The sequence below is a fragment of the Enterococcus saccharolyticus subsp. saccharolyticus genome, from assembly GCF_029023825.1.
GTDB lineage: Bacteria > Bacillota > Bacilli > Lactobacillales > Enterococcaceae > Enterococcus_F > Enterococcus_F saccharolyticus.
Genome location: NZ_CP118957.1, coordinates 793,796 through 813,745, shown reverse-complemented (window position 1 = coordinate 813,745; position 19,950 = coordinate 793,796). Strand labels below are relative to the sequence as shown.

The 19,950-nt window shown below is 36.4% G+C and carries 20 protein-coding genes and 1 tRNA gene; 12 read left to right on the top strand and 9 right to left on the bottom strand.

The features are described from left to right. Positions 1–98 precede the first annotated feature (98 nt). Together PYW32_RS04305 and PYW32_RS04300 are read left to right on the top strand one after the other, a co-directional pair. Entirely contained in the window at positions 99–902 is an 804-nt protein-coding gene (locus tag PYW32_RS04305; protein WP_016175551.1) for a Cof-type HAD-IIB family hydrolase, read from the top strand. A 75-nt stretch (positions 903–977) separates the two neighbouring features. Then, a tRNA-Ser gene (locus PYW32_RS04300) sits at positions 978–1,064 on the top strand. A gap of 55 nt (positions 1,065–1,119) precedes the next feature. Here PYW32_RS04300 and PYW32_RS04295 read toward each other — a convergent pair. Next, the gene (locus PYW32_RS04295) at positions 1,120–1,692 is read right to left on the bottom strand and encodes a TetR/AcrR family transcriptional regulator (protein WP_016175552.1); all 573 of its coding nucleotides are present in this window, start codon (positions 1,690–1,692) and stop codon (positions 1,120–1,122) included. A 324-nt stretch (positions 1,693–2,016) separates the two neighbouring features. Between PYW32_RS04295 and PYW32_RS04290 the strand changes: the two genes are divergently transcribed. The 6 genes from PYW32_RS04290 (at position 2,017) to PYW32_RS04265 (ending at position 7,062) form a co-directional block, all read left to right on the top strand. Then, a complete protein-coding gene (locus PYW32_RS04290) occupies positions 2,017–2,778 on the top strand; it encodes a threonine/serine exporter family protein (protein ID WP_016175553.1) in 762 nt (253 codons plus the stop codon). Next, positions 2,775–3,242, top strand: coding sequence for a threonine/serine exporter family protein (locus tag PYW32_RS04285; protein ID WP_016175554.1), 468 nt, complete (start codon positions 2,775–2,777; stop codon positions 3,240–3,242). Before PYW32_RS04290 ends, PYW32_RS04285 begins: the two co-directional genes overlap by 4 nt. An 83-nt stretch (positions 3,243–3,325) precedes the next feature. Beyond that, positions 3,326–3,919, top strand: a complete 594-nt coding sequence (locus PYW32_RS04280) for a TVP38/TMEM64 family protein (RefSeq protein WP_016175555.1) — start codon at positions 3,326–3,328, stop codon at positions 3,917–3,919. Positions 3,920–4,006: 87 nt separating this feature from the next. Next, positions 4,007–5,809 carry a glycerophosphoryl diester phosphodiesterase membrane domain-containing protein gene (locus PYW32_RS04275; RefSeq protein WP_016175556.1) on the top strand — a complete coding sequence of 601 codons (1,803 nt, stop codon included), beginning with the start codon at positions 4,007–4,009 and terminating at the stop codon, positions 5,807–5,809. A gap of 298 nt (positions 5,810–6,107) precedes the next feature. Next, complete coding sequence (locus tag PYW32_RS04270) at positions 6,108–6,257, top strand: hypothetical protein (RefSeq protein WP_016175557.1); 150 nt, start codon at positions 6,108–6,110, stop codon at positions 6,255–6,257. 133 nt (positions 6,258–6,390) lie between these two features. Continuing rightward, positions 6,391–7,062: a histidine phosphatase family protein gene (locus PYW32_RS04265; protein ID WP_016175558.1), complete on the top strand. Its 672-nt coding sequence runs from the start codon at positions 6,391–6,393 to the stop codon at positions 7,060–7,062. On the opposite strand, the gene PYW32_RS04260 is transcribed toward PYW32_RS04265, so the two are convergent. Next, a complete protein-coding gene (locus PYW32_RS04260; protein ID WP_016175559.1) occupies positions 6,984–8,330 on the bottom strand; it encodes a glucose-6-phosphate isomerase in 1,347 nt (448 codons plus the stop codon). The genes PYW32_RS04265 and PYW32_RS04260 overlap by 79 nt on opposite strands. 85 nt (positions 8,331–8,415) lie before the next feature. Then, entirely contained in the window at positions 8,416–9,762 is a 1,347-nt protein-coding gene (gene gdhA, locus PYW32_RS04255) for an NADP-specific glutamate dehydrogenase (protein WP_016175560.1), read from the bottom strand. A 113-nt stretch (positions 9,763–9,875) separates the two neighbouring features. Here gdhA and PYW32_RS04250 point away from each other — a divergent pair, with 113 nt between their 5' ends. Then, positions 9,876–11,138 carry a BaiN/RdsA family NAD(P)/FAD-dependent oxidoreductase gene (locus tag PYW32_RS04250; protein WP_016175561.1) on the top strand — a complete coding sequence of 421 codons (1,263 nt, stop codon included), beginning with the start codon at positions 9,876–9,878 and terminating at the stop codon, positions 11,136–11,138. A 41-nt stretch (positions 11,139–11,179) separates the two neighbouring features. On the opposite strand, the gene ybaK is transcribed toward PYW32_RS04250, so the two are convergent. Genes ybaK through PYW32_RS04235 form a run of 3 tightly spaced genes read right to left on the bottom strand, consistent with a single transcriptional unit; the run spans position 11,180 to position 13,611 of the window. Then, positions 11,180–11,662 carry a Cys-tRNA(Pro) deacylase gene (ybaK, locus tag PYW32_RS04245; protein WP_016175562.1) on the bottom strand — a complete coding sequence of 161 codons (483 nt, stop codon included), beginning with the start codon at positions 11,660–11,662 and terminating at the stop codon, positions 11,180–11,182. A gap of 16 nt (positions 11,663–11,678) precedes the next feature. Beyond that, positions 11,679–12,428: a type I 3-dehydroquinate dehydratase gene (gene aroD, locus PYW32_RS04240; RefSeq protein WP_414841406.1), complete on the bottom strand. Its 750-nt coding sequence runs from the start codon at positions 12,426–12,428 to the stop codon at positions 11,679–11,681. A 16-nt stretch (positions 12,429–12,444) separates the two neighbouring features. Then, positions 12,445–13,611, bottom strand: a complete 1,167-nt coding sequence (locus PYW32_RS04235) for a class I SAM-dependent rRNA methyltransferase (RefSeq protein WP_211210782.1) — start codon at positions 13,609–13,611, stop codon at positions 12,445–12,447. Positions 13,612–13,823: 212 nt separating this feature from the next. Here PYW32_RS04235 and PYW32_RS04230 point away from each other — a divergent pair, with 212 nt between their 5' ends. The 3 genes from PYW32_RS04230 to PYW32_RS04220 all read left to right on the top strand — a co-directional run bounded on the left by PYW32_RS04230 (position 13,824) and on the right by PYW32_RS04220 (position 17,299). Beyond that, on the top strand, positions 13,824–15,968 hold the full coding sequence (locus tag PYW32_RS04230) for an LTA synthase family protein (RefSeq protein WP_016175565.1): 2,145 nt from the start codon (positions 13,824–13,826) through the stop codon (positions 15,966–15,968). 117 nt (positions 15,969–16,085) lie between these two features. Further along, the gene (locus PYW32_RS04225; RefSeq protein WP_016175566.1) at positions 16,086–16,835 is read left to right on the top strand and encodes a hypothetical protein; all 750 of its coding nucleotides are present in this window, start codon (positions 16,086–16,088) and stop codon (positions 16,833–16,835) included. Next, positions 16,814–17,299 carry a hypothetical protein gene (locus tag PYW32_RS04220; RefSeq protein WP_016175567.1) on the top strand — a complete coding sequence of 162 codons (486 nt, stop codon included), beginning with the start codon at positions 16,814–16,816 and terminating at the stop codon, positions 17,297–17,299. Before PYW32_RS04225 ends, PYW32_RS04220 begins: the two co-directional genes overlap by 22 nt. Positions 17,300–17,339: 40 nt before the next feature. Here the strand turns inward: PYW32_RS04220 and PYW32_RS04215 are convergent, their stop codons facing one another. Genes PYW32_RS04215 through PYW32_RS04205 form a run of 3 tightly spaced genes read right to left on the bottom strand, consistent with a single transcriptional unit; the run spans position 17,340 to position 19,833 of the window. Beyond that, a complete protein-coding gene (locus tag PYW32_RS04215) occupies positions 17,340–18,785 on the bottom strand; it encodes a sensor histidine kinase (protein ID WP_016175568.1) in 1,446 nt (481 codons plus the stop codon). After that, entirely contained in the window at positions 18,785–19,501 is a 717-nt protein-coding gene (locus PYW32_RS04210) for a response regulator transcription factor (protein WP_016175569.1), read from the bottom strand. Before PYW32_RS04210 ends, PYW32_RS04215 begins: the two co-directional genes overlap by 1 nt. Next, the gene (locus PYW32_RS04205; RefSeq protein ID WP_016175570.1) at positions 19,498–19,833 is read right to left on the bottom strand and encodes an SdpI family protein; all 336 of its coding nucleotides are present in this window, start codon (positions 19,831–19,833) and stop codon (positions 19,498–19,500) included. Before PYW32_RS04205 ends, PYW32_RS04210 begins: the two co-directional genes overlap by 4 nt. Positions 19,834–19,950 lie beyond the last annotated feature (117 nt).

Genomic DNA, 19,950 nt, shown 5'->3' with positions numbered 1-19,950 from the left:
CTAGAGAGATAAAACTGTTTTTAAGTGCCGATATTTGTCAAATCGTTAGAATATGTTACACTTTGGGTGAGCATTTCATTAAAGAAAGGAATCCTTTTATGTCTCAAAAATTAATCGCTATCGATTTAGATGGAACAACCTTAAACAGTCAGTCTCTCATTAGCTCCCGAACAGCCGAAGTTTTAGGAAAAGCAATCAAAGCTGGGCACTATGTAAGTATTGCCACTGGACGCCCATTTCGCATGAGCGAACAATTTTATCGTCAATTAAAGCTAGACACGCCGATGGTGAACTTCAATGGCGCACTTGTCCACAAACCTTATCAAAAATGGGAATTTGAACGAGAATTATCTATTGAAAAAGATATTGCTTTTGAAATTTTGGCACAAAAAGAAAAATTAAATTTAGATTTCGTTGCCGCTGAAAACCGTGAAACATTTTTTATCAATGATTTAAATGATTTTGAAGGTCACTTTTTTGCAACAGATAAAGTAACCGAAGCCAACTTATTTTCTAATTTAACAACTAATCCAACTTCGCTATTAATTAAAACGCAACATCAATTTTCAGCACAGGTTTCAGATGCTCTTTCAAAACAATTTGAAAATAAAATTGATGTCCGTACCTGGGGTGGCCCTAACGCCATTTTAGAGATTGTACCTAAAGGCGTGCAAAAAGCGATGTCTGTCTCAGTTATTGCTGATTCCTTACAGATTGATCAAAAAGATGTCATCGCATTTGGTGATGAACATAATGATTTGGAACTACTCGACTACGCAGGTTGGGGTGTGGCTATGAGCAATGGTATCGAACAATTAAAAGGTATTGCTAACGATATCACAAATAAAACGAATGATGAAGATGGTCTCGCAAATTATCTTGAAAAATATCTTGCACTATAACTTGACCGTCAGAGGCTATCCTCGACGGTTTTTTCTTGCTTTTTTTCAAGAAAAGGAAGAAAATAATAACGGCACGGAGAGTTGGCAGAGTGGTAATGCACTGGACTCGAAATCCAGCGAGCCGCGTTAAGCGGTGCACGGGTTCAAATCCCGTACTCTCCTTATACAATACAAAAAAGTTGTCCAACTCAATTCAATAGAAGTCGGACAGCTTTTTTTATTCGTTGTTTTCTTGTTTTTTTGCTTCAATCGCTAAAATAGAATCAATGGTTTGTTGGACAACGGTAATAATTTGCTGACGCGTTGGTTCGATAACACCCGAAGACATCAACGCCGCTACTCCTGTTACAGAAATCCAGATTCCTGTATGCAGTGCTTTTAAGTGTTCTTCTGATAAGTTGGCATATTCTTCGTGATCATGAATCGTGTGACGAAAATGTTCATAGGCTTGGTCATACATCAACTTCCCACCACCGTAGTTATCAATAAATAAAGCAATAAATAACTTCGGACTTTTTTGCGATAAATCAATATAATTAATCGCTAAATCCATCAATTTATCACCTGTATGCTCAACAGAAAAAACTTTCTTCTTTAAATCTTCATAAACTGTTTCAACAAGCGTGTTTTTTAAATCCTGCATATTTTTAAATTCAAGATAAATGGGTTGAGTAGAGACCCCCATTTTCTTTGCCACGTTTCGAGCAGTGAAATTCGTAAATCCATCTTTCGCAATTACTTCATAAGCTGCTTTTAAGATATGTTCACGTGTATATACTTTATGTCGCATAGTAACCCCCCTCATCAAAATTTAATCTGTTAATGTTATTTTAACCGACATTCGCTATTTTTTAAAGGGTTTTTATTAAAAAATTAAAAATCACTTTTTTCATTAAAAAAATGATTCTTTCAAGGTTTACTAACACTCTGTTTTCATTTTAACAAGAGTTTTTTTGTAAATTTTCGGAAAAGACATGAAAGAAAATATTCAAATTTAACCGTTATGTTATTAAATTTAAGCAAACTATTCTTGTAGGTTTCTAAGCAAACGGATAGAATAAAACCATCTTTACAAAACATTTCTATCAAATAAATTAGATAAAGGAGCTTAGAAATGACTGCATCAAAAGAGTTAGTAGTAGAAACCTGTTTGTTGGCTGGAAAAATTATGATGGAAAGTGGTTCGGAGGTCTATCGGGTAGAAGATACGATGAAACGTATCGCCACGAATGCAAATGAACCCAATAGTGTCAGCTATGTGACTGCAACAGGCATCTTTATGGGGCTGCGAAACAGCCACTATACCCAAGTTGAAAATGTTGGTAGTCGATCCATTAATTTAGAAAAAGTTGTTGCAGTCAATCAACTGTCTCGTGAATTTGCCGAACATAAAATTGATTTGCTGACGTTACACAATTCGCTAAAAAAAATTGATTATGAAACACCGATGTTTCCAATTTGGTTACAAATTGTTTGTGCGGGTGTCATGAGTTGTCTATTGATGTATGCTTTCGGTGGTTCCTCTTATGATTTTATAGCAACTTTTATTATTGGTATGATTGGTTTTTCTGCGAATTATTATGCCAATAAAACATTAAAATTACAATTTTTTGATAATTTTTTAGCGTCTTTTATTATTGGCGCCCTTGCGTTATTGTGTGTCAGACTTAACTGGGCAAGTAATGTCGACAACATTATTATTGGCGCTGTGATGCCTTTAGTTCCTGGTGTGGCTATTACAAACTCATTTCGAGATATCCTTGCGGGACATTTAATTAGCGGACTTGCTCGTGGAACAGAAGCTATTATCATTGCCGCCTCCATTGGTGTGGGCATTGCGACTGTTTTTATGCTGTTTGGAGGGGATATTTTATGATGCTTTTCGTTCATATTATAGCTAGCTTTTTTAGTACGGTAGCTTTTGGCGTTCTGACAAATATTCCTCGCCGCGCGCTGTTAGCAAGTGGGATTACAGGTTGTATTGGTTGGCTCATTTATGTAGGGATTCACTCACACGGTGGTGGGTTAGGTGTGGCAAATTTTTTAGCTACTTTTGTAATTGGGTGTTTCAGTATTTTCTTTTCACGTAAAAAACGAATTCCCATGATTATTTTTAATATTCCCAGTTTAGTTCCTCTAGTACCAGGTGGCCCTGCGTATAAAGCTGTGCGTGAATTAGTTTTGGGAAATAACACAGTTGCCTTTGAAAATATTATGATTGTCATGGTCACAGCTGGCAGCATCGCTAGCGCTTTCATGATGACAAGTCTTGTGGAACGAATTATAATAAAGTGGAAAAAAAGTACACTCCATAAAAAGTTTAACAAAAAGATAAATTAACTGAAATTCAGTCTTTGGATGTATGCTTTTTTGATTGTTTGCGATTATAATCAAGATAAATACGGCAAAGGAAGTGTCTATTCATGAGCGTAACAACAACCAAGAAAATTCTAAACTTGATTTCATTTAGTGGGATGGCAGTCTCGATTATTTTAACTGTTTATTTCTTCCAACTAGGTGTCTTTAAAGATATGAATGCTTTACAAAGTCTCGTCGGACAATCGACACTTACTGGACCTATTTTGTTTATCTTCATTCAAATTCTACAAGTAATTGTCCCTATTATTCCAGGTGGGATTTCCTTAGCAGCAGGTGTATTATTATTTGGCCCTGTCGAAGGATTTATTTATAACTATATCGGTATCTGTGTTGGTTCGATTATTATCTTCTTATTAAGTCGCCAATATGGTAAACCGCTGGTACTACGTTTAGTCAGTGAAAAAACTTATGATAAATATGCGGGTTGGTTAGACAACCAAAGTCGCTTTGATAAATTATTTGCTCTAGCAATTTTCCTACCCGTTGCGCCAGATGATGCCTTATGTCTTATGGCGGGATTGACCAACATTTCTGTAAAGAAATATATTTGGATTATTTTACTAGCAAAACCAGCCTCCATCCTACTTTATAGTATGGGTTTAGTCTATGGTAGCTCATTCTTAACACAGTTATTCTAAAACCAAAACAAGCTATCCAAAAATCTTGGATAGCTTTTTTTTTTGTAGTATGATGAAAGAATCATGAATAGAAAAAAGGTGATTACAGTGAATTATTTAAAACATAGTCTCATCAATACCAGAGATTTTTTACTGGGCACACGGTCTTATTTTAAAAACGTGTTACTGATGCATGGTTTTATGCTTTTTTTACTCATACCATTGCTCAGCAGTTCCACCAAATTTATTTTGCGGCGAGGGCAAATCAATTACATCTCATTTGATAATATCGGTGAAATTCTCGTACATCATCCATGGGTGTCACTTTCTTTACTCGTTGTTTTAATTGCAATTGTCCTAGCTGTTTTTTTTGAGTTTACCTTTTTATTATTAAGTGTTTATTTTATCAAAAAACAGCAACCGATTCGCTTAATGCAATTATTAAGCGTCACCTTTTTACAATTAAAAAAAGTGCGAATTGAAACTATTCTATTTTTCTTTTTTTACTTCTTTTTAATTTTGCCGATTGGTGGGTTTTCGTTTCATTCGGACTTACTCTCAAAAGTCAAAATTCCGGCATTTATCGTTGATTTCATTTTTGCCAATCGATTAGTCATTGTTTCTTCTTTTGTCTTATTTTATGTAGCAATGATTTATTTAGGTATTCGGGTAATTTTCGCTTTACCAGAAATGATTTTACGGGATCGTCCCTTTAAATTAGCCGTAAAAGAAAGTTGGCGTTTAACGAAAAAACGTTTTTTTGCCATTATTGCCCAATTTGTTATCATCACTGGTAGTACTTTGTTGTTGGCATCACTGGGATTTTTCTTAGTTATTTCAGCGCAAGTGCTTGTGGAGTCTTTCTTGCCTGATTATTCGTTAATTAGTGCCGTTTTTGCGATGACCTTATTGCAATTTATTCTATTAATCAATATCGTCTTATCAACGGTCGCCGTTTTTTATGTCACGATTGATTTTATGGATGATGAAGGATTTTTACCAGAAATTCCCAAATGGTTTATGATGGAAGAACATGCACCTACTCGATTTTCCGAATTTATGCAAACGACCTTTTTAGTTGTTGCCATCTTTTTTGGTGTCGGTGTGAGTCTATACAATCATAACTATCTAACAAACTTCAACTTAAAAACACCTACGACTGTTTCTCATCGCGGTGTGAGTGATAGTAACGGCGTCCAAAATTCGATTGCGGCTTTAGAAAAAACGAGCAAAGAATTCCATCCCAATTATATTGAGATGGATGTGCAGTTAACCACAGATAATGAATTTATCGTTTACCATGATTTTAATTTCAAAGCTCTCACCGGTTTTCGTCAAAAACCAGAGGAATCTACCTTGGAAGAAGCCTTGGCATTAACTGTAAAAGAAAACGGAAAAACAGCAAGAATTAGCACATTCGATGAGTATCTTGATGTTGCGGATCAATTGGAACAACCGTTAATGGTCGAAATTAAAACCCAGAAAAAAGATGTGTCTCATTTGGTACAAACCTTCTTAGATAAATACGAAGAGCGCTTAATTGAGAAAGGCCATATCATTCAAAGCTTGTCTTTCCAAATGATTGAAGAAATTAAGCAAACGGCACCTGAACTAAAAGCGGGGTATATTTTACCATTCAGTTTAGTTGGTCCACCGATTTCCCAAGCTGACTTTCTAACGATGGAATATACTACTCTCAATCGAAATTTTATCAATGCTGCGCATAGTGACAGCAAACAAGTCTATGTATGGACACCCAATGATGAAGACACCATGAATCGCATGATTTTTTATGGTGTTGATGGTATCATCACAGACCAAATGGGCTTGTTAAACAAAACCATTCGACAACCCGATGACACGATTACTTATTCGGATAAACTAGTGAACTTTGTCCTAGGTGTCGGTTAATCTCTTACACACCACAGTTGAAAAGATGACAATTTTGTTATCTCTTCGTTACTGTGGTGTTCGTGTATATTGCCTTATTCTTTACTATACTGAGAGTAAAGAAAAGGAGGTGCGTACGATGATTGCTATTCAAACGGCTATTTTTTTCATGTTAACGATTGGTCTTTTAGTTGGTTTAAATGAAAACAACTAATTTCTTAAGACACTTTAAGAAGTTTTAGGTTTATCTTTGAAATTTTCTCACGTTCGTGCTACATTAGAGTCGCGGCTGAATGATAAGTAAAAAGGAGGAATTTATATGACATTCACAAAAGCAAATTTAGAATATCGCATTGCCTTTGATACACAAACAAATATGTTTATGGCAATCGACAGTAAAGATGATACACGTATCGCTTACGGCGTAACTATTGAAGAAGCAATTAAAAACCTAAAAACTATGGCTTAAATATAGAAAGGATTTCAAATTCATGACTTCACCTAGTCCGTATTAGAACCGTCTTTAGTTCATTCAAACTAAAGACGGCTTTTTGTTGTATAATAAAGGATTGATAAGACTTTTTTTACATAAGAAGATTGCTATGAAAACTATTTATTTTGTCCGTCGCTCCATTCGTGATATTAGTAATAAAGATGATGAAACAGCCCCTTTGACGGCAGCTGGTCACCAACATGCGCAAGCACTTGTATCATTTTTCAAAGATAAATCAATTGAGCAAATTTTTTCTAGCCCTTATTTACGCACCATACAAACCATTCAACCAACTGCTGACTTTTTTAATTTAGCGATTTCCACACGCTGGGACTTACGAGAACGGACTGTTGGCAAATGGGTCGATGATTTTCCTACCTTTGCTAAAAAACAATGGCAAAATGTGGACTATGCTTTGCCAAATGGTGAATCATTTCGTCAAGTGAAGGAACGAATATTGCCCGTTTACCAAGAAATTCTCAATCATCCTGTTAAAAATAACCTCATTTGTGGTCATGGTACAGCGTTTGCTATTTTATTTCATCACTTAACACAAGGGAATTTTACATACCAAGATTTTGAAAAAATGCAAATGCCCGCTATTTTTCTGGCGCAATATCAACAAGATACACTCGTCTCTTTTACTCACCTAAAAAAAAAACGATGGCCTTCTGTTTTTCAACAAGGACCATCGTTTTTATTTTATAGACGTGCGTTCAATTCTTTCGCTAACTCTTCAAAACCTGGTTTACCTAATAAAGCAAACATGTTACGTTTGTAGTCTTCTACACCTGGTTGGTCAAATGGATTTACGCCATTTAAGTAACCTGAGATTCCTACTGCAATTTCAAAGAAGTACACTAAATGCCCTAATGTGTAAGCATCCATTGTTGGAATTTTTACTAATAGGTTTGGTACATTCCCATCTGTATGCGCTAATAGTGTTCCTTCGAAGGCTTTTGTATTAACAAAGTCAACATCTTTACCTTCTAAGTAACCTAAACCATCTAAGTCAGATTCTTGAACTGGAATATCAATGACTTTGCGTGCTTTTTCCACTTTCACAACTGTTTCAAAAACATTACGTGTACCGTCTTGGATTGTTTGTCCAACAGAGTGTAAGTCAGTTGAGAAGTTGGCGCTTGAAGGATAAATTCCTTTTTGATCTTTTCCTTCTGATTCGCCGTATAATTGTTTCCACCATTCAGAGAAGTATTGCATTCCTGGTTCGTAGTTCACCAAGATTTCAATAGCTTTGCCTTTACGGTATAAAATATTACGTAAAGCAGCATATTGGTAAGCTTCGTTTTCTTTCAAATCAGCATTTGAATAAGCTTCACGAGCGTCTGCTGCACCTTGCATCAACGCATCGATATCCGCACCACTAACAGCGATTGGTAATAAACCAACTGGTGTTAAGACAGTAAAACGTCCACCAACATCATCTGGAATCACAAAAGTTTCCCAACCTTCTGTATCAGCTTCAACTTTTACAGCGCCTTTTGCACGGTCAGTTGTCGCATAAATACGTTTGTTGGCTTCTTCTTTTCCATATTTTTTGATTAATAATTCTTTGAAGACACGGAAAGCAATCGCTGGCTCAGTTGTTGTACCTGATTTAGAGATTACGTTCACAGAGAAGTCACGGTCACCAATAACTTCAATTAAGTCAGCTAAATAAGTTGAAGAAATTGAGTTTCCAGCAAAGAAAACTTGTGGTGTTTTACGTTCTTCTTTTGGTAATACATTGTAGAATGAATGTTGTAAAAACTCGATTGCTGCACGAGCACCTAAATAAGAACCACCGATACCGATTACAATTAAAACGTCAGAATCAGATTGAATTTTTTCTGCCGCTTTTTTAATGCGTGCAAATTCTTCTTTATCGTAGTCTTTTGGCAAATCGATCCAGCCAGTAAAATCGTTTCCTGGACCTGTTCCTTCACGTAACGCTTTATCTGCTGCAGTTACTTGAGTTTGCATGTAGTCTAGCTCATGTTCGCGAACAAATGGTGTTAACTTAGAATGGTCAAATGAAATGTGTCCCATTTTTGAATCCTCCTAAAAAATAAAGTAGTAGTCATTACAACTACTACTTTACTTTTTTTAATGTTTTTTTTCAAGTAAATTCTGTCTAAACTAGCCCTTGTGCGTACATTGCTTTCGCAACTCTTGCAAAACCTGCAATGTTTGCGCCTAACATGAAGTTATTTTCTGCATCAAATTCTTTGGCAGTATCGCGACATGCTTCGTAGATATTTTTCATGATACCGTCTAAACGAGCATCTACTTCTTCTGCTTCCCATTGTAAACGTTGAGAGTTTTGGCTCATTTCTAGAGCTGAAACAGCTACACCACCAGCATTTGCTGCTTTACCTGGGCAGTAGTAAACATTGTTTTCAATGAAGAATTCTGCTGCTTCAAGTGTGCTAGGCATGTTCGCACCTTCAGCAACCACACGAACACCATTAGCAACTAAGCGTTTTGCTTGGTCGATATTGATTTCATTTTGTGTTGCACATGGGAATGCAAGTTCAGCTGTTACGTCGAAGTCCCAAACAGAACCTTCATGGTATTCAGCAGATGGACGTTGTTCAGCGTATGCTGTTAAACGTTCACGTTTCACTTCTTTGATATCTTTTAGTAAAGCTAAATCAATACCCTCTTTGTCGTAGATGAAACCATTTGAATCTGAACAAGTTACAGCGTTAGCGCCTAAAGCTTGTAATTTTTCAATCGCATAAATTGCAACGTTCCCACTACCAGAGATGACTGCTGTTTTACCTTCAAAGTTTTCATCTAAGTCAGCTAATAAGTGTTTTACTAAATAAACTGCACCGTAACCAGTTGCTTCTGTACGGATTTTGCTTCCCCAGAAATCTAATGGTTTACCAGTTAATACGCCAGCATCATATTGTTTCAACCGTTTGTAAGTACCATATAGGTAACTAATTTCACGTCCACCAACACCGATATCACCTGCAGGTACATCTAAGCTAGGTCCGATATATTTTGATAATTCTGTCATGAAGCTTTGGCAGAATCGCATAATTTCTGCATCTGATTTTCCTTTAGGATCAAAGTCACTTCCACCTTTACCGCCACCAATTGGTAGACCAGTTAAGCTGTTTTTGAAGATTTGTTCAAACGCTAAGAATTTCAAAATACTTAAGTTAACGCTTGGGTGGAAACGCAAACCACCTTTATATGGGCCTAATGCTGAGTTAAATTGAATGCGGTAACCGCGGTTTACTTGCCAGTTCCCTTTATCATCTTGCCAAGGCACACGGAATTGAATGAAACGCTCTGGTTCTGTAATAAGAGACAACAAGTTGCTATCTTCATACTCTGGATGTTTCTCTAAGAATGGAACAACTGTTGTTAAGAACTCATCTACTGCTTGTAAAAATTCTGGTTGATTGGCATCCTTTGCGTGAATTTCTTCTTGAATGCTTTTTACATATTCTGATGCTTTTGTCATGAAAATACCCCCTTGTTTTGGTAGTATGAATTTTAGCAGAAAAAAAATGATTTTGCACGCAATTTTTAACAAAAAGTTGAAATTTTCAGACTATTTACATTGAGGTGATATATATGGAATCAACATATGACGTAATCGTCGTAGGTGGTGGCACGAGTGGTTTAATGGCCGCAATCGCTGCTGCAGAAAGCAATGCAAAGGTATTGCTTATTGAAAAAAACAAACGCTTTGGTAAGAAATTATTAATGACAGGAGGTGGACGCTGCAATGTTACAAATAATCGCATGGTGGACGATTTAATTCATCACATTCCAGGAAATGGAAAATTTTTATACAGTACGTTTGCACAGTTTAATAATCAAGATATTATGAACTTTTTTGAATCACAAGGTGTATCATTAAAAGAAGAAGATCATGGACGAATGTTTCCTGTAAGCAATAAATCAAAAACAATTGTCGACACATTAGTGAACCGTGTCAAAGAACTAGGCGTGACAATTGCCACCAATACAGTGGTTAAGAAACTTTTACATGAAACAGAAATAAAAGGTGTGGAAACTGAATTTGAAACTTTTTATGCCCCATGTGTGGTTTTAACAACCGGTGGACGAACGTATCCTTCGACGGGATCAACGGGAGATGGCTATAAATTAGCAAAAAAAGTTGGCCATACGATTGCCCCACTTTATCCAACAGAGTCCCCTCTCATCTCAGAAGAAGATTTCATTTGTGAGAAAACCTTACAAGGAATTTCTTTGCGCGATATTTGTTTATCGGTTTTAAATGAACAAGGCAAGTCAGTCACTAGTCATAAAATGGATTTGTTGTTTACCCATTTTGGTGTATCCGGACCTGCAGCATTGCGTTGCTCGTCTTTCGTCAATCAACTATTAGAAACACAAGAACAGGTCGCAGTCTCCTTAGATTGCTTCCCAGACATCTCAGAAGCAGAATTAACCAAGCAAGTACAAGAAACCTTAAAAGATACTAAAAAAGTCTTAAAAAATGCTTTGCTAGCCTTCTTACCTGAACGCCTACTTCATTTTTATTTAGAAAAATTAGAGCTAGCTGATTTACCCGCCAATCAATTGACGGAAGAACAACTAGCAGAAATTATTGCTTTATGGAAAGATTTCCAGATTCAAATTGTCAAAACCTTCCCACTAGAAAAATCTTTTGTGACAGGTGGCGGAATTAATCTTAAAGAAATCAATCCAAAAACGATGGAAAGCAAAGTAATGCCAGGCTTATTCTTTGGTGGCGAATTAATTGATATCAACGGCTATACAGGAGGCTTTAATATTACCGCAGCTTTTTGTACAGGTCACTCTGCAGGAAAGCATGCTGCCGAAATCGCCTCTTATTTCCATTATTAACATGAAAAAGTTTGAAACGAACCAAACGTTTCAAACTTTTTTTATTCGATAATATCTACAAAATATCCCCGCGTAATCTTAGCTAAGTCTTGAGGTGCGACTTCTATTTGTAAGCCGCGACGCCCTGCCGAAACAATCATCGTTGGCAATGATTCGGCTGACTGATCGAAATAAGTGGGAAATAATTTTTTCATACCGACTGGTGAGCAACCACCACGAATGTAGCCTGTAGTTGCCTCTAAATCACGTAAATGAAGCATTTCCACCTTTTTATTGCCACTAGCTTTTGCCATTTTTTTCAAATCGAGTGCTCGATTTCCAGGAATAACTGCGACTAATGGTCCGGTTTTATTCCCCACAGCAACAAGCGTTTTATAAATATTTTCTTGCTCACCCAATTGTTGCGCAACATCGTTTGCACTAAGATGCTCTTCAGACCACTCATATTGATGTTCTACATAAGCGATTTTTTGTTGCTCAACTAAGCGAATGGCATTGGTTTTCACTATTTTTTTCTTTACCACAGTTGTCACTTCCTACTTATTCAGTTACATGTAAGGCATCTAAAATGATATCTAGCTGTTCGACAGGAATTTGACCTGGCGCAGACGCTTGACCTAACGACCCAAACGTAAAGACAGAATCGATAATCTCACCACTCACACGCGTCACTTTTCCTAAATCCCCCATCGACATAACTGCTAATGGTAATTGATTAAAAACTTGTACTTTTTGCGGAATGCCCATAATGCGTAAAACATCTTGTAAATTATGAGGCATCACGGCTAATTTGCCTATATCTGCACCAAATTGATTCATTACATTGACACGATAAACCAACTCACCATCAGCGGGTGTTTTATCGAAATCATGCGAACTCATAACCACCTTAACAGCTGCATTTTTTAAATCACGAATAAACTCCCGACCTAAAAATTGCGCGATACTCAATTCCACATCCATTAAGTCTACTTGACCTAAACGAGCAATATTTGTATATAGTTCTTGATAATTGGTCAAAGAAATGGCACGTTCTCCACCTTCTTCTTTGGTTCGAAACGTAAACAACAACACTTTATCCGTCATTTCACGGAGTACTTCCAACACATCATACACTTTTTCTAGGGTAGCAACTTCACTAAAATAATCCACGCGCCATTCAATAATATCTGCTGCTGAATCATCAGCTTTCATACATTGTTCAATTATTTCTTTTTTTGTTGAACCAACCAACGGAACACAAATCTTTGGTCGCCCCGCTCCAATTTCGACATTTCGTACTTGCAACAAAAAGACACCCCATTTTTTATTTTTTCACTTGATAGAAATAAACCTTCAGATAATCTCCTTCTGGAAACTGTGGATAGACAGCAAAATCGCTTGGCAAGTGATACGTAGCTATTTTCTCAAAGTGCACTCCTTTTTTAGTCAATGCTTCTTCAATCATTTGTTGGAATCGTTGTGGTGACACGTTAGCTGCATTTGTAGAAGCAATAATCACGCCGTCCTCATTTAATATATCGACACTATCTTCAATTAATTCACCATAATTTTTGGCTACACGGAAAACTTTTTTCTTATTACGGGCAAAACTAGGGGGATCTAGAACAATCAAATCAAACTGTAAGTCTTTCTTCTTTGCATACTTGAAATACTCAAACGTATCCATGACATGAATTTTTTGCTGACTTTCATCTAATCCATTGACTGCAAATTGTTCCTTGGTTTTAGGCAAACTCCTTTTGGCTAAATCGACACTAGTTGTCTCAATCGCTCCACCCATTGCTGCAGCAACTGAAAAAGCGCCCGTATAACTAAACATATTTAAAACCGTTTTCCCTGAAGCAAAGCCTTCTGCTAACAAGCCGCGAACTTCTCGTTGATCAAGAAAAATACCAGTCATCAGCCCTTCGTTTAAATAGGTGGCATAGTGAATACCATTTTCTTTAATCACCAATGGTTCCGGTGCCAAATCGCCATACACAAATTGACTTTCTGGTAAGTTTGAGTCGAAACGAATTTTCTCATAAACACCCTTTACTTCTGGAAATACTTCTTGAAATGCAGTTACTAACGGTTGTTTTTGATGATATAACGTGTCGTTGTACCAAGAAAAAACAGCATATTCATTGTATAAGTCAATAATTAGGCCACCTAGCTCATCGCCTTCTCCATTTAACACCCGAAAAGCAGTAGTTTGACTATCCGCATAATATGCTTGTCGTTTTGCTTTCGCAGTAGCAAAGCGCTGAACGAAAAATTCATGGTCAATTGGGCATGCTTCTTTTGTCAGAATCCAGCCCATACCTTTGTTTTGTTTGCCTAAGTAACCTTGTGCTAAATAAGTGCCCTGGGTATCCGTAAAGGTCACCCAATCATTTGTATCCACTTTTTGAGCTAAATCTTCTTCTTGAATTAAGGGATAACCTTTTTTGATTTTTTTTGCTGCTTGTTGTGTCACTTTTATGTTCATATTTCCTCCACCTGCTTTGTACTCATTGTATGTAGTATAACAAAAACCTTTTCCTTTGTCTGCCACCTCTGATTTTAAAGAAAGATTTAATTTCACAACGGTTCTCGCTATTTCATTGACACGCTTTCTTCTCCTTAGTAGAATAATAGAGATGATTGAAAAGACGTGAACTATTTTTCACGAAAGATTTCAAGAAAGTGGGGAATACTCCTTTGAAAAATTTAAAAATACCAAACTTCTTAAACACTCGTATGGGCTTTTTCAGCTTATTGGCTGTTTTGTTTTGGATTAAAAATATTGCTGCATACATGACTGAATTCAATTTAGGAATCGAAAGTCCAATGCAGTATTTTATTTTGTTTATTAATCCAATCGCAACAACGCTCTTACTCCTGTCGATTGCTTTATATGTCAGACGAACGAAATTGTCCTACATCACGATGATGCTCATCTACTTCATTATGACAGTCTTACTGTTTTCAAACGTAACTTATTATCGTGAGTTTACCGATTTCATTACAATTAATACCATGTTAGGCGCCGGAAAAGTTGCCGAAGGGTTAGGACAAAGTGCCTTGAAATTGTTCCATCCAACCGATATTTTCTATTTCATCGATTTTCTTCTTTTAGGTGGTGCATTGATGACGAAGAAAATTAAAATGGATGAACGTCCCATTCGTGCTCGTGTTGCCTTAGCAGTTTCAACTTTAGCTGTTATGATTTTCTCAGGAAATCTTTTCTTAGCAGAAACTGATCGCTCTGGCTTATTAACAAGAACTTTCTCTCGTGATTATCTTGTTAAATATTTAGGAATTAACGCCTTTACTGCTTATGATGCTGTACAAACATACAAAACAACACAAGTTCGTGCCGAAGCAAGTCCCAACGACATGAAAGAAGTCGAAGATTATGTTAAAGGACATTATGCGGCACCTAACGATGAAATGTTTGGCATTGCAAAAGGCAAAAACGTCATTTATATCCATTTAGAAAGTACGCAACAATTTTTAATCGATTATAAATTAAAAGATGAAAATGGTGTGGAACATGAAGTAATGCCATTTGTAAATAGCATCTACCATGACAAGAGTACCTACAGCTTTGATAATTTCTTCCATCAAGTAAAAGCTGGGAAAACAAGTGATGCGGAAACGTTATTAGAAACATCGTTATTTGGCCTAAATCAAGGTGCTTTCTTCACCCAATTTGGTGGGAAAAATACTTTTGAAGCAGCTCCAGATATTTTAAAACAAACACAAGGTTATACTACTGCAGTCTTCCACGGAAATTCAGGAAACTTCTGGAACCGTAATGAGATTTACAAACGTTTTGGTTATGATTATTTCTTCGATGCTTCTTATTACGATGTTAATGAAGACAATTCATTCCAATATGGTTTGCATGACAAACCATTCTTTGAACAATCTGCGCAATACTTAGAACACTTACAACAGCCTTTTTATTCTAAGTTTATTGCTGTATCAAACCATTATCCATATGCTGAATTTACCAATGATGACGCAGGATTCCCAATGGCAAATACACCGGATGAAACCGTAAATGGTTACTTTGCAACAGCGAATTATTTAGATAAATCAGTTGAGGAATTCTTCAATTATCTAAAAGCAAGTGGCTTATATGACAACTCAGTCATTGTGTTATATGGAGACCATTATGGTGTATCCAATGGCCGTAACCGTAGCCTAGCTGAATTAGTTGGTAAAACAAGTAGTACTTGGAATGACTTTGACAATGCTCAAATGCAACGCGTACCATTTATGATTCATATTCCTGGTCAAGAAAATGGTGGGATTAATCATACGTACGGTGCACAAATCGATTCATTACCAACCTTGCTTCATTTATTAGGAATTGATACACAAAACTATATCCAATTAGGACAAGATTTGTTCTCTAATGGACACAAAGATATGGCCGTTTTCCGAGATGGGTCATTCATGACTTCAAAATACACGTTCTACAATGGGACGCTATATGACAATGACACACAATTGCCAATTACAGAACCATCTGAAGAACTCCAAGCACAAATCGATGAGTTACAAAAAGAAGCCAATCGTCAATTAGAAATTTCTGACAAGATTAATAATGGCGACCTACTTCGTTTCCATACAGGTAGCGGCTTAGAACCAGTAGATCCAAGTGACTACAGTTATAAAAACATTATGGAACGGTTATTAGAACAAGAAAAAACACTTGGTAATCAATCAACGAGCGTTTTCTCACAAAACAATAATCAATCAACTGTTGATTTATACGAAACAAAATCTTACAAAGAATACCATCCAGAAGCTGAAAAAGACGAAACAACCACATCCACTTCTGAAGCAAAATAAAAAAAGGCATCCGTTATTTCACAAAGAAGTAACGGATTCTTTTTTTTGCTATAAGATATTCATATTTTTTTCAAATTCCTTTTATATACTTAATGATAAGAAGGGAGGAAAAGCATTGTGTTCAAATTCGCGCTAGCCAGCATGAAGTACCATAAACGTGCGACCCTTATTTACATAGTCTTTTTGACTGTGAGTAGTTGTTTCTTCTTATTATTAGACAGTCTACAAGAATCACTACCTGTTTTAGTCAAACAGACACAAGATTTGATTGATACTTCCGGTTATCAGGAAGGAAAACAAGTTATTTTCCAACAATTGCAAACATCAAGCCAACGGTTATTACTTTATTATGACCAGTTACGCATGCTGTTGCTTTTGGTATTCAGCGTTTTTTTCTTCTTTCTAGTGCTCATTTATCAACGAAAAAAAGCCGAAGAATTTGCCGTTTGGTATCAATCAGGAAGTTCTTTTTGGAGTTGGGTATTCTTAAATTTAGGAGAATGTCTCATTCCACTATTATTAGTAACAAGTGTCTTTTCATTTTTATTTTTACTTTGTCAGTATTCTTTAGGAAAACTGGTCTTACTGACTCATTTAGAATTTATGGACCATCTCAATGGTGCATCTTTAAGCTTGCATATCAGTGACAACCAGACGCTCAATCAATTGTTTATTCGATTTCCAACAACCAATGATGCGTTAGTTGCTTCTATACAACTGACCAGTAAACAATGGTTAAGTATTTTCTTTACGACCCTTTTAAAAACAATGCGGACATTACTGCTTGTGATTTCGACAATTGGATTTACGACACTTATAAGTTATAGTTATTGGAGGTATCGACATTGGAACAACTCATCCCATTAAATCAATTAGATGCAGGATTTTATTTAATTTCACATGATGATTGTCAACAAGAGCTGTTCCAACAGACAGCGATTAGACGACAAGACATCGGTAGTGTGACAAAAAACTGGCAACTACTCCCTTTTTTATCTTTAAAAGATAATTTACTATTAGGTGTCAAACGTCGCATGAAGTTCAAGTTGCCCTTTTATCTCATGTATGTGGAATTATCACCGCAAGTCTTTGCACGACCTCTTGAAGAACTGTCTGCGTTAGATAAAATCAAATTACAGCTCATTCGCCAATTGTTGCAGCAAAAGAAAATTCTTTTACTGACGCATTGTTGTGACTCCTTAGCTGTGCAAGAGATGCAATGGCTCTTGCCATTTTGCCAAGAACTTGCACAAAATCAACAATTGAAAATTCTTTTATTTAGCTCAGACCAACAATTAACTGCTACCCCATATATTGACAAAATTCTTTAAAAAAAGACGAGAAACGCGTATCATAACGTTTCTCGTCTTTTTAATCTTTAATTTCTGTATCAGGAAAACTAATTCTAAAGGTCGTTCCCTGATGTAGCTCACTCTTCACATCAATTTTTCCTTTATGCAAACGAACCAACTGTTGTACAATTGGTAATCCTAAACCTGACTCACCAAATTTACGATTTTTACGTGAAGGATCTACTTTATAATATCTATCCCAAATATTTTTTAATTGTCCCTCAGTCATGCCAATTCCTGTATCTGAAATTTCAATGATTGTTTCTAAGTAACCTTTTTCAATTTTCACACGAATGTCACCATCCGTCGTAAATTGAATCGCATTTTGTAAGATATTCACCATAATTTGTACGAAACGGTCATAATCCGCAAAAACTTCAATGTTTTGCGTCGTCTCTAAAATTAACTGATCATTCGCTGCTGCTGCTTTACTTTTCAATTGGGATAATATTGTTTGTAAAGCTTCGGTTGCACTAAATTTTTTGATAATAATGGAAATTTGATTGGTACGAATTTTTTCATAATCAAGATTCTCATTGACCAAACGAATCAAGCGTTCCGTTTCATTTTTCATCAGACGAATCGCATTTTCTTTTTGGTTTTCCGGAATAGCATTGTACTCTAAGCCTTCCAATAGCCCATTAATCGTGGTCAATGGCGTACGCATTTCATGAGACGCATCTGCCATAAACTGGCGTCGGCGTTCTTCTTGTCGTTTAATTTCTTCATGCGATTCCTTTAGTGACACCGTCATTTTATTGAAATCTTCCGCTAATTCATCAAATTCATCTCGATTGTGAACAGGTAAAATACTATCAAAATTCCCATTGGCGACTTCTTTCGTTGCCCGTTTCATCCGATTAATCCGCCGAACTTGGAATGTCGCATAAAAATAACTGATAATCAACGCCACAATCCCTGATAAAGCAAACCCTTTAATCAAATTCAAGGTAAATTCATTGGCAGTTGTTTGAATATTGCTCGCTGGTTGTGTTACAATCAATGCCCCATAAAATTCTTCATTAAGATTCACAGGAATCATCGTATACGAGGTCGCTTCTTTTTTTCCAAAAATATTTTGTTCTGAAGTAATTTGTTGCTTTTGCCCCTCTTCTAATTTGTCCCAATATTCTTGAGCTGGAAAAACAATTTGCTTATCCGGAGTTACAGGATATAACACCTTACCATCTTCTTTTAAGAACACAAACGTCACATCTTGTTGGTTAAGAGTTATTTCCGAAATATTCAAAGCACGAATTAAATCGAGTTCTAAATCATACGAGGGCATCGCATCATTTGTAACGCCCATCACCTTCACCACGGCATTGGCGTACCCAAGGAGTTGACGGTAATTATTCTCTTCAATGGTTTGTCGTGTCATTTGAATAAAGGCAATCCCCAACGTCATTAATGTAATGCCAATAACAAACCAAAAGGCCAGTAATTGCTGATAAAGGTAACGCATTAGGCAACACCTGAATCATCAAATTTATACCCCACACCCCACACCGTTTGAATCACTTGTGGGCCCACTTTTTCAATCTTTTGACGCAATTTTTTAATATGTGCATCGACAGTTCGTTCATCACCAAAATATTGGTAATCCCAAACAAGCTCTAATAATTGTTCGCGTGAAAAGACTTGGCGCGGTTTTTTTGCTAAGGTATACAATAAGTCAAACTCTTTGGGTGTTAACCCATCAATAGGATGATTATCCAAATATGCTTCACGCGTTTTAGTATTCATTTTAAAATGATTCGTTTCCACATCAAATGTTTGGTCATCATCGGCAGTTACCGCAATTTTATCAACTAATTCACTTCGACGATGTAACGCCTTCATACGAGCAATTAAGGTTAACGGACTAAATGGTTTAGTCACATAATCATCGGCGCCCATTTCTAGCCCAATCACTTGATCACTTTCTGAGTCCCGCGCTGTTAGCATAATAATTGGCACTGTGCTTGAGATTTTACGAATTTCACGTGCCACCATCATCCCATCCATGCTTGGTAGGTTCAAATCGAGTGTTATCATATCCCATTTTTCGGGTTCTGCTAAAAAGGCATCCAGTCCTTCTTTGCCATCGTATTTAAACGTAGCCTCCCACCCTTCATTTAAGAAAAACATTTGCATCATTTCTGATACGGATTCATTGTCTTCAATCATTAAAATATTCATTTTTCTTCACCTCTATGTTCTAAGTCAAACTTGCTTAATTTTGTTTCAATACAGCCAAACATCGGTGCAATAAACCAAGGCAGAGCTAACATTTCAACCACAAAAAAATTTGTACGCTGTGTCACATTCAAAAAAATACCGATTGCGGTCATCACAAAACCGAATAATAAAAAAAAGCGGCGACTTGTCTTTTGTGCATACACCCAATGCGCTTCACTTTGTTTGGATAAATACGAGCGATAGCCATAGACTAAATTATCCATTTTGGCAGGTTTTAGTAAAAAGGCGAGACCAATCATCAGAAAAATACTGCCACAATACAAAAAAATCATTTCGACACTCCTAGTTTACCTTCTTGTTCTAGTATACTCGAAATTTTTATTCACACCAACAACTTCATATTTTCTACTATAAATATTTGTCTTTTTTTCATTCTTTGTTAAGATAAA

What these genes read in the sequence shown, in the direction of transcription:
- PYW32_RS04305 (WP_016175551.1), top strand. Translation starts at nt 99, where the DNA reads ATGTCTCAAAAATTAATCGCTATCGATTTAGATGGAACAACCTTAAAC.
- PYW32_RS04295 (WP_016175552.1), bottom strand. Translation starts at nt 1,692, where the DNA reads ATGCGACATAAAGTATATACACGTGAACATATCTTAAAAGCAGCTTAT.
- PYW32_RS04290 (WP_016175553.1), top strand. Translation starts at nt 2,017, where the DNA reads ATGACTGCATCAAAAGAGTTAGTAGTAGAAACCTGTTTGTTGGCTGGA.
- PYW32_RS04285 (WP_016175554.1), top strand. Translation starts at nt 2,775, where the DNA reads ATGATGCTTTTCGTTCATATTATAGCTAGCTTTTTTAGTACGGTAGCT.
- PYW32_RS04280 (WP_016175555.1), top strand. Translation starts at nt 3,326, where the DNA reads ATGAGCGTAACAACAACCAAGAAAATTCTAAACTTGATTTCATTTAGT.
- PYW32_RS04270 (WP_016175557.1), top strand. Translation starts at nt 6,108, where the DNA reads ATGACATTCACAAAAGCAAATTTAGAATATCGCATTGCCTTTGATACA.
- PYW32_RS04265 (WP_016175558.1), top strand. Translation starts at nt 6,391, where the DNA reads ATGAAAACTATTTATTTTGTCCGTCGCTCCATTCGTGATATTAGTAAT.
- PYW32_RS04260 (WP_016175559.1), bottom strand. Translation starts at nt 8,330, where the DNA reads ATGGGACACATTTCATTTGACCATTCTAAGTTAACACCATTTGTTCGC.
- gdhA (WP_016175560.1), bottom strand. Translation starts at nt 9,762, where the DNA reads ATGACAAAAGCATCAGAATATGTAAAAAGCATTCAAGAAGAAATTCAC.
- PYW32_RS04250 (WP_016175561.1), top strand. Translation starts at nt 9,876, where the DNA reads ATGGAATCAACATATGACGTAATCGTCGTAGGTGGTGGCACGAGTGGT.
- PYW32_RS04235 (WP_211210782.1), bottom strand. Translation starts at nt 13,611, where the DNA reads ATGAACATAAAAGTGACACAACAAGCAGCAAAAAAAATCAAAAAAGGT.
- PYW32_RS04215 (WP_016175568.1), bottom strand. Translation starts at nt 18,785, where the DNA reads ATGCGTTACCTTTATCAGCAATTACTGGCCTTTTGGTTTGTTATTGGC.
- PYW32_RS04210 (WP_016175569.1), bottom strand. Translation starts at nt 19,501, where the DNA reads ATGAATATTTTAATGATTGAAGACAATGAATCCGTATCAGAAATGATG.
- PYW32_RS04205 (WP_016175570.1), bottom strand. Translation starts at nt 19,833, where the DNA reads ATGATTTTTTTGTATTGTGGCAGTATTTTTCTGATGATTGGTCTCGCC.